We start from the raw sequence: 12,365 nt of genomic DNA on the forward strand, positions 1-12,365 counted from the left end.
CGTCAGAATACGGTGCTCGCCACAACAAAGGAGTTATCCATGCAGCCAATGTCGGCATTCACCACAGACCTCCAGCACTCAGGCATGATTGCCCATAACCTGGATGAGACCGTTGACTTCTATACCGCCAAGCTCGGTTTCGAGCTGGTGGGAGTCTTCCCCAACGGAGAGAACCGTTGCGCCTTCATGCGTTATGGTCACCTGACCATCGAGACCTGGGAAGGCGAAGAGGCCCCTTTGACCACTGGAGCCATCAATCACTGGGCCCTGGATACCCCGGATATCGAAGCCGCCTATCAGAATGCCAGGGATCTGGGGTTGGAGATCAAGGAAGACGGCATCCAGTCCATCCCCACCTTCTGGGATCGCGGCATCCGCTACTTCAACGTTTACGGACCCAACAGGGAGACCATCGAATTCTGTCAGATTCTCTGAGCCGACCATAACCGGCTGCATACGCTGACGGATGCAGCCGGCACCGTTCTTCCGCCCGGACGATTGAGGCGATTCGGCAGTCAGGCGATGTCGTGAGGCAGTATGCCCTGCAACAGCAGGGTTCCTTCTCATATCCGACCCTCGCTGCTGGCAGGCTCACCAGCTGAGCCGAAGACTACAAGCTTCCCTGCGACCGGCGACTTATACGACGAGGTCGATACATGACCCTCGAACGGAACCACCAGGACCAGGAGACCGATTGGTTCGAATCAAAGCCCGAGGCGAACTAAGCTCTATGCCCATACCTTATAACCCCGCCTTTTCGCCGCTAAGAAAGGGCGTTTTGTCATAGCTGGCGGAATCCCGGTCCAGAGAAGCAGGCTTTGAACGTCATGATTTTCAGCAATCGTACGAGTATCGATTTCCATGTGCTTGATTGGAAGGGAATCGTAAAAATGATATTGGGTTGTACTCTGAAGACAGTTATGGTACTGCTGTTCGCGGCAGCAGGAGCAATGTAGTCCTGATCAAATAGGGCTCAATCGAAGGGAATAGCGGACTATTTTTCCTATATGAAGCTTGGAATTCGGCTTCACAAGAGAGCTTTGTCTGACTTTTTCAAGAAGAGCACAACTATCAAGATAGATAGAAGTAGCGAGATCTCGAAGTTTCCAACTATTAATTGCTTAAGGTCTATTATTTTAAGCAATAGACCATTCACCCCTAGAACCAGGAATCCGGATATTCGGCTTATTGTTGAGTTGAGCGTTATTAACGTACTGATTCGCTCCTGAGATACCCTTAAGGAAAATAGCACATCATATAAATACTGCAAGAACATAAAGGCAAATGTCGCTGCACAATATGCGAATATGCCTGCTACCGTGCTAGGGAGCAAAATAAGGAGCGGCAAAGCGACAGCAAATGGAGTGGCAAAGAGAATGACACGTTTTAAGTGGTAATCGATACGGATAGAGTACGAGAGTATTCCGATTACCTGGAAAACAAAATAAAATGCAATTAGGTATTTTTCTCTTATTCCAACTGACAACATGTATGCCTGCCATAAATTGAAATGTGTTTGGAAGAAGATTTGCCCAACCGCTGTAAGCATTATCAAGAGAGTCAGAGTGCGATTACCTTTTAGTTCGCCTAAGCCAGTTTTCACCTGCTTCAATATGGATGATCCGTCACTCCTTGAAGAATGCTCATCTTTCGGGAAAAAGAGAGCGATCGGCAGAGCTGACAGACAAGCGAAGGCAATGCCGAATAAGTACATATTAAAGCCGACAGAAAAGTAAAGTACAGCCCCGAGAGAGGCGCCTACTATCATTGCGACTAACGACAATTGACTAGAGATTCGCTTGAAGCGCTTTATCCGCTCTTCCGGATTGGTTAAATTCGCTTTGAAAATGTTGATCGTCGAGGCCTCTACAGTTCCTGAAGATAGTGCTTCAGCGATACCGTAAAAAGCCCATGCTACTGACATGGCGAGGAAACCGTTCCCAAAGAAAATGATAAGGCAGGTCAGAATCCAAGCCACGATAGAACACTCATAGATTATCTTTCGATCATAGAGATCTGATATCACCCCGCTTGGGAGCTCAAAAACGAAGACCGCAACATTGAAGATTGCCTGTACGAACATGATGTCAGCAAGGTTCAGGCCTTTACGCAAAAGAAGTACCGTAAGTATAGCATGGGGCTGTGACTTGGAAATAGTCAGGAGTGCTAGACTTGCATAGTAGGAAAGCTCGGCTTTATCCCACTTTTCCCGAATTCGTAGTATCTTCAATATAGCCCCTTCCAGTATATCAAGAGTCCCAAAGATTACTCTGCTACGAGTAAAAGACGGAACATGCAGCCGGACTGTTCACAAGTATTGCAGTAGTAAGTGACAAGTTTAGATTGTTGAGTCAAAGAATATAAACGGACTGGTCACAAGAACTAAAGATGCCCGATTAATGGGCAGATGTTTCTTGCTATCTGGCAAAATTTTATAATAAAATAGCAAAGTCACCGCTGACTATCGGGTGGCAACCTATCAATGAAGAAAGGAGTTGACCATGGAAAAGACACTGATTTCTGCCAAGACTGTTCAGGCACAAAACACGTCTGAGGCCGAGGATACCGCGGCCCGCGCGGCCACGGTTTTTGCCTAAGCTAAAAAGGAGGGGGGTGTCTGCGCTTTTCGCATAGCACCTCCTTCCTTGTTCATACATAGAAAGCTGAGGGATATATATGAGCAACGCAACAAAACAATATGTACTTAATGAAGTAGCCTATGTCCATCATAATGCGGCTGGTGAGGTATGTATCTTCTTACCCAGAGAAGAAAATGTGAAGTTTCCCGGCGTCAACGGTGATGTGATACTGACAATTCTGGATATCATGTGCAGGCCACACACGGTAGGCGAGCTCTCTAAAGAGCTAGAGAAGACTCGTTACTCTGTGGATGATGTGGATTTCCTGGTTGATGAGCTTGTCAGTCGAAACGTGCTCAAGGAGTACTCAGATCCAGCTTGCCTTTCAACCAGTCTCACCCCTAAACAACTTGCGAAATATGATCGTCAGCTTCTAAATTTTGCTGCGCTTCCAGGCAACACGATAGAGGATGCCGTTCGTCAACAGGAGAGATTCAGTGAATCGTCGGTACTGGTTATCGGTGTTGGTGGAATTGGATCATATCTCTCACTTGGGCTTGCTCAAATTGGTATTGGCACTATTCACATAGTTGACTTTGATGAGATTGAACTATCAAATACCAGCAGGCAGGTCTTGTACCGTGAGAAAGATGTAGGACAGTTGAAGACCGATGTAGCGTTGAGAGAACTGCAACAAGTCGCGCCAGATGCGACAATAGTTGCACATAACTGTGAGGTACTAAGCGCAGACACTCTTAACCGAGAATTTGAAAACGTGAGTCTTGATCTGATCCTGGTATGTGCAGACAAGCCTTTAGGCAAATTGGCGCACATTGTTGATGAATTCAGCGAAGCAACAAAAACCGCTATCCTCTATGGTGGTCCATATGCCAACGGGAAAATCTTCCTGGGGCCCCTGCTATTGCCTGGCAAGACGAGGTCATACTCTGATTTGGTTCCTCTTCAGAGTATTAGTACCAGCGACAACAGAATAGACAGAATCAACAATGCACATCGTGTGTCTGCCATTGTTGACACAGACAACGCTTTAGCTGCAAAGATGATGGAGACGGAAGCAATTAAGTACTTAGGCATGCTTCAAGAGCCCTCTGTTGTGGAACGTCAGATTGCTGTTGACACTACTGACTGGTCAGTACATAGCGGGCAGTTTGCTCAGTAAGTACCACGGATAGCATGACACACAACTTTCTCGAACTCATGAAAGCAATGAATGAGGGCGCGCTCGATTCACGACTACGGTCTCAAGTTCCTGTGGAACTTCTTCATGAATCCCCATACCTAGACCACAAACTCGATAAGTACTATGAAAGTCACCCGAACCCTGCACCTGTGGATGTCCTCAAATATCTGCAGTCAGTAGAATCTGACGCTGCGAGGATAATCAGGACAATAGATGTTCCTGATGGTGATGTTCCTACCGCAGAAGTTAGAGAGCTGACTGGACGTGACGGTGAACTCAGGCTTCTGGACATTTACCTTAACCGTTTATACAAGAACAATGTAATCCTAGTTGGAGCACCAGGTGTAGGGAAAACGGCCCTGGTCCTTTACTATTTTCGTAGTAGATCGCTGCCATTAATCTCCATATCGGCGGCAGAAATGCTGTCTGGCACTAAATATCGTGGTGAATTTGAACAACGTATGCAGCTCATGATTAAGAAAGCCCAGCAAGAGAAGTCTACTATCTTTTTTGATGAAATTCATACTCTAATCCATGCAGGTGCCTCTGAGGGAGGGATTTCTGCGGTGAACCTCTTGAAGCCTGTTATTACGGAGACGAATATCCGTATTATCGGGGCAACAACACCTCAAGAGGCAAAAGAACTATATAAAGATGGGGCATTCGAGCGAAGGTTCAGTTTTTTAAAATTAGAAGAGCCAAATAAGAAAATGCTGAGGCAAATAGGGGAACAGATTATACGGGAGTCCGGTAATAGCCAAGGAATGTCTGCAGAAACATACACCGAGGTATTTGATTTTCTCGATAGTCATTTTCCTAATAGGTACTACCCGGATAAACTCATTGACTTCTTAGATTTTTTCACTACAGCGCAGAAAAGAGCCGGACTAAGCTTTTCGGAAGCTAAAAAGTTATTTGCAGATTCGCAAATTCGAGGAGAGGTATAGCATGTATATAGGGCAGCAGTTAGCCGATGATAGGTTTGCTTTTTACAAGGATATATTGCCTGGAATCAGAGACCAGATTGTATTTGATGAAGAATTTAACGCGTGGTTTGTATTCAACGTTCGTCATCTTAACTTATTGGTAAGAGACGAACGTCTACTAGCAAACACCAAAGCTAGTCTTAAGGAACTCCCACTGAACGCAGATACCCTGCAAGTATTAGAACAGTTCTATTCCAATTGGGTCATGTTTACTGATGGTGATTTGCATAAGACGCTGCGGCGTAGGGTGAATACTCTAATTCTAGACAGGTATCGTAATATTGATTACCGGTGGGGGCCGATGGACAAGCAAGGTGATTTTAGTGAGCTTTATGCTGTCCCATATGTATACAACATACTAGCCCAGCTGATAGGCATATCTGAAAAAGATGTGGCTCTGCTTATTAAAGCTTCCGAGCAAATAAACTCGTTACTTCTACGCGGTTATTTAACGATACATGACTTTGACGCTGTTGCTCAGTCAATCCGACAAGCATATCAGCTAGTCAACGATGTAGATAGTAGATATCGTGATAGTGACAGATATGTAGGCAATGCCTTACTTGATTTGCCCAGTGAGCAGAAGTACCCATTGCTGATTAACTTGGTATCGGATGGTTTCGCACCGTTTGTGGCGGCGCTTAATTTCTTGGCCTACAACTTGCTAACTCATCCTGAACTTGAGCAAGAGGCTGATAGTAGGTCGGATGATATCTGTGCAGAGAGTCTACGGCTATTTCCACCGTTCACAACTATAAGTCGGGTGTGCTCTGAAGAGGTTCAGGTCGGAGATGCTCATATACTGCCTGGTCAACTCGTAATTTTTGACTTATACAGCATTAACCGGGATCCTGAGTGCTTCCCGGATCCTGACTGCTTTAACTTAGCGAATACGGAAAGGGCGTACAGCTTTGGCGCCGGAAAGCACTTGTGCTCTGGTAACCCCCTGGTACGGAAGGCGTTGGGCGCAGTTACGAAGCAAAGCGGGCAGATTTATAAATACGAGCTCGTGGACTCAAAATTCATTAATCTCTATGGCTCTACAGATATGAAATTAACCATTAAGAAAAATACGAGACTATGATTGAAACGAGAAGGCTTACGCTGCGTCCATGCAAACCAAATAACTATTTAGAAGCCGGGTCTTTATGCATATATGCGCGAAAGATCCGAAAGTGGGACCTACTGCAAGGTGGAATCCCTGCACTAGTGTTGACGGTAGTTTGCACGATATAAACACTGTTCTTGCAGTTGAAGGAAACTGTGCTATTTCACTGGCAGGAAGTGACCGACCAATAGGCAGTATCGGGTTAAAAAGTAGGGCTATACAAAAGACCGTTAGCAGTAGCTCGGCCTTAAGCGATGATTATAAGAACTTGTTGGATAATGCAAAAGAACTTGGGTACTGGATTGGACGTCCATACTGGGGTAAAGGTATAGCAACAGAGGCACTTAGTACAGTACTAAGGCATGGTTTCTCGACTTTACGAATTGAAGCCATGCGAGGCGATCATTATGACACCAGTGTTCAATCGGCACGGGTTATGGAAAAGTGTGAGATGAGGAAAGTCATTGAACATCAAGATGATTTTTACTCTGTAATCGGTCAGAATAAAAATCGACAATACAAGTGATTGACTGTTGTAGCTGGGAGAACCGATGATTGCTGCTAGCACTAGTCGTTAAACGACCTACAAACAGTGTTTTCGCAGCCGCTGGTTGTGACTTCCGGTTCTCGTAAGAGTAATTACGCTGTCTTGTACTCTATATACTAGCAGCCAGCCCACGTCTACATGTGGCTCGCAGAAAGTGGCGAAGTCGCCTTTGAGTTGGCGATTTTGTATTTCCCGCCCAGTTCCTGCTTATCGTTATTCTCAGTGCAGATTGCGCTGCGCTGAGCAGTCGCACATCGTACTGCTTTCTTTTCAACCTTTTGATGTCTCTGAGGAACGAGGGGTTGTAGGTGACTTCACGCGTTGGCAATGAGCTCTTCGAACCCTTCGTCGCTCTCGACAGGAATTACCGGTTTTGCCAAGGGCTTTGAGTACAACGGTCTCAAATGATGGGACCTGAGCCAAGGATGGGGAGTTCCTTGTATTGACGACTCGCGTCAATAGAGAGTTTACTGCTATGGCAAGGCCCGTGCCCATGCTTTAAGACGGCTGACGAGGCTTATGGTCGTGGTTGGTCAAGAGTGTCTCGCGCCTGTTGCTGTGGGGAAGCGGCCATTCCCCAGGGAGTGTGTCTTTCAAACGACCCGATAGAATACCACTGTGTGATACCAAAACACTCGAAATGCAGTACGGCCAGGGGGCCGAAGAAAGAATGATGGCACAAGAGGAATCAAGTTCAACCGACGGAAATAATCTCAATTCGAAGCAGGGTCATGGGCGGGGCGGAAAGACTGGGCCCGCTGCCAAAGGCAGGACCAGGAAGCGCAACCAGCATCCCCACCGAAGCTGGAACCAGCGCCTGCATCTCACTGACATCAACGTGGTCGATGCGTCGACACTGAAACGGGCCATCGCCGGCACCGTGGTCGGCAACTTCATGGAGTGGTACGACGTGGGAGTCTACGGCTACCTGGCCGTGACCATCGGCCGGGTCTTCCTCTCCGACGCTTCGGATGCCATTCAGCGTCTCTTCTCTTTGGGTGTGTTCGCGGTAACCTTCATCGCCCGACCCCTGGGCGGTGTGGTGCTGGGCCAGCTCGGCGACAAGCTGGGCCGGCAACGAATCCTGGCTTTCACCCTCCTGAGCATGTCGGCAGCCACACTGCTGATCGGAGTCCTACCAGGGTACGCGGCCGTGGGCCCGCTGGCCCCCATCCTTCTGATCCTGCTCAAGCTGGTCCAGGGATTCTCGACCGGTGGAGAATATGCCGGTGCATCGACCATGGTCACCGAGTATGCCCCCGACCGGCATCGCGGCTTCTTTGCTTCCCTTTTGGACGTGGGCTCCTACCTGGGTTATGCCTTCGGGGCCGGTCTGGTCTCACTCCTGGAGTTCCAGCTCTCACCCGAGGCCATGCTTGCCTGGGGCTGGCGCATCCCCTTCATCATCGCCCTTCCCCTGGCAGGCATCGCCGTCTACTTCAGGGCGAAGGTCCAGGACACCCCGGCCTTTGAGCAGGCGCAAGCCGTTACGGACGAGAAGACCAAGAGCGAACACAAGGGCCTGGGCGACCTGATCCGAGGGTACTGGAAGGAACTGCTCATGGCCTTCATCCTGGTGGCCGCGGCCAACACCCTCAGCTACACCCTGACGGCCTACATGCCCACCTATCTGACAGGCACTCTCCACTACAACACGGCCCAGGCCAACCTGCTATCCCTGCCCGTCCTCCTCCTGGTGGCCTTCTGCATCCCCATCACCGGTGCCCTCTCCGACAGGTTCGGTCGCAAAAAGGTACTCTTCATGGGCGCCTTCACCGGACTGTGCCTCTCCCTTCCGGCCTTCAGGATTCTGGAACAGAGCACCACGGGCGCGGTCTTCGCCGGCCTGGTCCTCCTGGCCATACCGGTCATCTTCTTTGTGGCCAATCTGGCCTCGACCCTGCCCGCCCTCTTCCCCACCGCCTCGCGCTACGGCGGTATGGGACTTTCCTACAACCTGGCCGTGGCCGTCTTCGGCGGTACGGCACCGGTCATCATGGAAGGCCTGGTGACAGCCACAGGCAAGGGCCTGGCCCCGGCATACTGGATCATGTTCACCTCGGTCTGCGGCCTGGTGACCGTCCTCTTCCTGGCCGAAACAGCCCGCAAGCCCATGCCCGGCACCCTGCCTACGGTCCTCAACCGCCAGGAGGCCCGCGACCTGGTGGCCACGCAGGACCAGAACCCGGACCTGGACGTCAAGGCCATCATCAAGGACGCCGAGGAAAACGGCACCCGGAAGACCCCCGAAATGCTCAAGGCCGAAGCCAGGAAGGCGCTTGGGACCAAGCAGTCGGCAGGTGCGGACCGCTCAACCAAACCCGCAAAGGCATAGGGCCAGTCAACCCCCATCCAACGAGCATCCCCGATAAGGCCCTGCCACGGTGCATCATCCGACCGGTATCAGGCTGGATGATGCATCAAATCGCGCTCGATCCACCCCATGACCAGGGCGGCCAACCGATCGATCTCACGGTCGGTCAGAGGGCGGCCCTTGGGAATATGGTGCCAACGTTGGATGCATCCACGGCAACAGGTACCGGTGGCATGCTGGGCCGTGAAGACAGGATGACCTCTGTACGGTGTCTGTTTCCCATCCTTCAAGGGATGGGCCGGTCCGACCCTTTTGGCCAGCATTTCGTGGGCATGGCGGTTGATGGTTGCCTTCCCCCTGGCCCTGGCATAGGAGCGGTCCCTGGCCGATAGACTGAATCCAGCACGAAAATTCGAGTGCCCCAGCCGGACCAGCGTTCGACCGACCCAGGCGGGCACCTCCTCTTCCCGCAGGTTCCCCGGTGAAGAAGCATTGTCGGGATTCGAAATCAACCCTTCCTGGTTATCATCACCAATCACGGTCGCCTCACTTTCAGCACCAGCATTACCAGCGAAAAGGGGATTCGACAAGGCACACATCAGCTCAGAGAATACCGGTACAGGCCAGTACGAGGAGTACGGTTGGGTCCAGAAAACAACCACAGGCGGCCTGATTTGTCATGCTTATTCGCAATCAGGACGTCAGAAAAGGGGGCTTCATGGCCAGAAGCAATATGACGGTCGCGGAAATGATCGGGCTCTTTTTGGACCCTGCCGCGCCGGTTCAGATAACCGCCTTCGACGGATCGCACTTCGGAGATTCGGCCGCACCGCTCCATCTGGAGATCAAGAACTCGCGCGCAATATACTACATCGCCGAGAACCCGAACGACCTGGGTCTGGCCCGGGCCTACCTGCAGGGCGACCTGGATTCGCCGGACCTGCAGCCAGGCAATCCCTATCAGGTCTTCAAGGACCTGGTGGCCCTGAAGAAGTACGTCAAGAAGCCCGGCAAGGCCGATCTGGCCCGCATGGCCGCCGCCATCTTCTCGCACGGGATTCGCATCCCCGAGCCTCCTGCAATCGAGGGCCCCTCCCTGGCCAAGCGTCTGACCGAGGGCCTGCGCCCCCACACCCGCAAGGGCGATGCGGCCACGGTCAGCTACCATTACGACCAGTCCAACGACTTCTACCGCCTCTTCCTGGGGTCCTCCATGACCTACACCTGCGCCGTCTTCGAGAAGCCGACCGATACCTTGGAGGCAGCCCAGGAGCACAAGCTCAACATGGTCCTCGACAAGATGAACCTGAAGAAGGGCGACCGGCTCCTTGACGTGGGCTGCGGATGGGGCTCGATGGAGGTGGCCGCCGCCAAGCGTGGCATCCATGTCATCGGTGTCACCCTGGCCGAGGAACAGGTGGAATGGGCCCAGGAGTGGATCAGGAAGGAAGGCCTGGGCGACCTGGCCGAGGTCCGCCTGATGGATTATCGCGATGTACCCGAATCAGGCTTCGACGGCATCTGCTCAATCGGCATGATGGAGCATGTGGGATATAAGCAGTACCCCTCCTACTTCAAGGAGATGATGGACAAGCTGCGCCCCGGCGGCATCCTCCTCAACCACCAGATCACCCGGACCAACTCCCACGACAACAAGAGGGCCGGCGGCTTCATCGACCGGTATATCTTCCCCGATGGCGAGCTGGCCAGCCCGGCCGAGATCGAACTGGCCATCCAGGACACCGGTTTTGAGGTCATGACCCAGGAGAACCTCCGTCAGCACTACGCCCTGACCCTGCAGCACTGGACCGAAAACCTCCAGGACAACTGGGAGCAGGCCAAGACCATGGTCGGCGAGCCCAAGGCCCGTCTCTGGGGTCTCTACATGGCCGGGTCGCGCCTGAACTTCGAAATCAACAATATCCAGGTGCACCAGTTCCAGTGCATCAAGCCCGACCCCGCGACCGGCACGTACTCCTACCCGCTCCGCCCCTGGTGGGATCGCTAGTTTCGAGTGGATCCGGGGAAGTAGTCGGCCGACCGATCATCCCTCGGCAAGGCGAAGGGTGCCCGGCACGGATTGGTTCCGTGTCGGGCACCCTTCGCATTCCGCACATGGGATCACCGACCGTCGCCCGAGGCTACTGCGAAATCGAGGCCTCCTGCCGGGCCAGGTCCAGAGCCTTGTTGAAAGCATCCGAGGTCCAGCTGGCACCAGCCACCTTGCTGACCTTGAGATCCTTGAGGGGTTTGCCCTGGACCACCCCAGGCACGGCCTTGGCGAACTCGTCGATGTGCTTTCTGGAGACCGGGGAATCGGACTTCCCGGAGACCCTGACCGATTGCACGGTGCCGCCCGACACATCCAGGTCGACATCGATGCTGTCGGAACCATCCTTGCCGTAATGGCCCGTCAAGGCATATGACCCGTCCTGATACTGCCCGGTATCGGAAGCGGCAGGCTGCCTTCCATCCCGCGAAGATGCACTGGGCACACCCTCACCGGCCTTAGGTCCCTGTGCCTCTCCGTTACCGGGAGCGCTGCTGGACTCATTGCCCGCATACTCATCATCCATGGGCTTGGTATCGGTCTGGCCGCACCCACCCAGGAGGGAGGCGGCCGCGACCAGACCCACCAGGGTGGCCGAAATCCCGGTCAGCCCATGTGACCTGGAAGATCCGGCCTGGGCCCCGGTGAATCCGGTTGCATCGTCCGCGGCCCGGGATTCCCTGTTGATTCCATCCCGCTTATCATCCTTCATGGGGACCTCCATCATCTGCTCAGTCGATCCGATTCCCGCCGCCGGTCTTGGCCGCCTTGGTCGGATCCCGAAATCCGACAGGAACGTCACCCGACTGAGCCTCCTTGTCGGCACTGCCACTGAAAGCCGGCCTGCCGCCAATCTCCTCATAGGCCCGTCGGGCATCCTCGTCGTTCCATTGTTCACCCACCAGAACACCATGGTTGAGCATAATCTCACGTTGCGCACAGGAAGCCACCAGGGCATCGTGGGTCACGACAACCAGGGAGGTCCCCTGGTCATGCAGCTGCCGGAACAGATCCAGCACAATCTTCTCATTGGCCTCATCCAGGTTACCGGTCGGCTCGTCGGCCAGAATCAGCTTGGGCTCGTTAATCAGAGCGCGGGCCACGCAGACGCGCTGTTGTTCCCCGCCTGAAAGCTGGCCGGGCAGGTGCTTAGCCCTGTCGGCCAGACCGACCCGGTCCAGGGCCCGCATGGCCTGGTCCTCGTCAACCACCGAGTGGTAGTACTGGGCCACCATCACGTTCTCGACGGCCGTCAGGTGAGGCACCAGATAGAACTTCTGGAAGACCAACCCAATCACGTTCTTACGCACATCCGCCAACTGGGAAGGGTTCAGGTCCTCCAGAGGGCGCCCCTCCAACCGGACCGACCCCGCAGAGGGGGTATCCATGCATCCCAGGATGTTCATCAGGGTGGTCTTGCCTGATCCTGACGACCCCACGACGGCCAGCCATTGCCCCTGGGGGATACTCAGGTTCAGGTCATCCAGCGCGTGCAGGTCGCCATAGATCTTGGATACGTGGTCCAGATCAAGGAGCATGCTTCCGCCTTTTCCCTGCCGGACCTCTTCTTGTTCCTTCAT

Annotated in this window: 12 protein-coding genes; 7 read left to right on the plus strand and 5 right to left on the minus strand. The window is 52.8% G+C overall.

Features of this window, described 5'->3' with window-relative positions; all coding sequences use genetic code 11:
• The first annotated feature begins 39 nt into the window (after positions 1–39).
• The gene (locus BINDI_RS06740; protein WP_237742939.1) at positions 40–435 is read left to right on the plus strand and encodes a VOC family protein; all 396 of its coding nucleotides are present in this window, start codon (positions 40–42) and stop codon (positions 433–435) included.
• Between the two features lie 592 nt (positions 436–1,027).
• On the opposite strand, the gene BINDI_RS06745 is transcribed toward BINDI_RS06740, so the two are convergent.
• Positions 1,028–2,230, minus strand: a complete 1,203-nt coding sequence (locus BINDI_RS06745; protein WP_237742940.1) for an MFS transporter — start codon at positions 2,228–2,230, stop codon at positions 1,028–1,030.
• 446 nt (positions 2,231–2,676) lie between these two features.
• Between BINDI_RS06745 and BINDI_RS06750 the strand changes: the two genes are divergently transcribed.
• The 4 genes from BINDI_RS06750 (at position 2,677) to BINDI_RS07375 (ending at position 6,400) form a co-directional block, all read left to right on the plus strand.
• Positions 2,677–3,759, plus strand: a complete 1,083-nt coding sequence (locus BINDI_RS06750) for a HesA/MoeB/ThiF family protein (protein ID WP_033491085.1) — start codon at positions 2,677–2,679, stop codon at positions 3,757–3,759.
• A 14-nt stretch (positions 3,760–3,773) separates the two neighbouring features.
• The gene (locus BINDI_RS06755) at positions 3,774–4,727 is read left to right on the plus strand and encodes an AAA family ATPase (RefSeq protein ID WP_033491084.1); all 954 of its coding nucleotides are present in this window, start codon (positions 3,774–3,776) and stop codon (positions 4,725–4,727) included.
• A 1-nt stretch (position 4,728) separates the two neighbouring features.
• Positions 4,729–5,850 carry a cytochrome P450 gene (locus tag BINDI_RS06760; protein ID WP_033491082.1) on the plus strand — a complete coding sequence of 374 codons (1,122 nt, stop codon included), beginning with the start codon at positions 4,729–4,731 and terminating at the stop codon, positions 5,848–5,850.
• 64 nt (positions 5,851–5,914) lie between these two features.
• A complete protein-coding gene (locus tag BINDI_RS07375) occupies positions 5,915–6,400 on the plus strand; it encodes a GNAT family N-acetyltransferase (RefSeq protein WP_081830841.1) in 486 nt (161 codons plus the stop codon).
• A gap of 57 nt (positions 6,401–6,457) precedes the next feature.
• Here the strand turns inward: BINDI_RS07375 and BINDI_RS07745 are convergent, their stop codons facing one another.
• Entirely contained in the window at positions 6,458–6,610 is a 153-nt protein-coding gene (locus BINDI_RS07745; RefSeq protein ID WP_081830842.1) for a type II toxin-antitoxin system mRNA interferase toxin, RelE/StbE family, read from the minus strand.
• A gap of 481 nt (positions 6,611–7,091) precedes the next feature.
• On the opposite strand from BINDI_RS07745, the gene BINDI_RS06765 reads away from it, so the two are divergent.
• The gene (locus BINDI_RS06765; protein WP_033491255.1) at positions 7,092–8,756 is read left to right on the plus strand and encodes an MFS transporter; all 1,665 of its coding nucleotides are present in this window, start codon (positions 7,092–7,094) and stop codon (positions 8,754–8,756) included.
• 68 nt (positions 8,757–8,824) lie between these two features.
• Here BINDI_RS06765 and BINDI_RS06770 read toward each other — a convergent pair whose 3' ends face one another.
• Positions 8,825–9,208 carry a DUF4186 domain-containing protein gene (locus BINDI_RS06770; protein WP_033491253.1) on the minus strand — a complete coding sequence of 128 codons (384 nt, stop codon included), beginning with the start codon at positions 9,206–9,208 and terminating at the stop codon, positions 8,825–8,827.
• Between the two features lie 245 nt (positions 9,209–9,453).
• Here BINDI_RS06770 and BINDI_RS06775 point away from each other — a divergent pair, with 245 nt between their 5' ends.
• A complete protein-coding gene (locus BINDI_RS06775) occupies positions 9,454–10,743 on the plus strand; it encodes a class I SAM-dependent methyltransferase (protein ID WP_033491081.1) in 1,290 nt (429 codons plus the stop codon).
• A 133-nt stretch (positions 10,744–10,876) separates the two neighbouring features.
• Here the strand turns inward: BINDI_RS06775 and BINDI_RS06780 are convergent, their stop codons facing one another.
• Complete coding sequence (locus tag BINDI_RS06780; RefSeq protein ID WP_237742942.1) at positions 10,877–11,497, minus strand: FMN-binding protein; 621 nt, start codon at positions 11,495–11,497, stop codon at positions 10,877–10,879.
• Between the two features lie 19 nt (positions 11,498–11,516).
• Positions 11,517–12,323: an ABC transporter ATP-binding protein gene (locus BINDI_RS06785; RefSeq protein WP_033491249.1), complete on the minus strand. Its 807-nt coding sequence runs from the start codon at positions 12,321–12,323 to the stop codon at positions 11,517–11,519.
• Positions 12,324–12,365: the final 42 nt, after the last annotated feature.

The sequence above is a fragment of the Bifidobacterium [indicum] DSM 20214 = LMG 11587 genome (genome assembly GCF_000706765.1).
Classification (GTDB): domain Bacteria; phylum Actinomycetota; class Actinomycetes; order Actinomycetales; family Bifidobacteriaceae; genus Bombiscardovia; species Bombiscardovia coryneformis.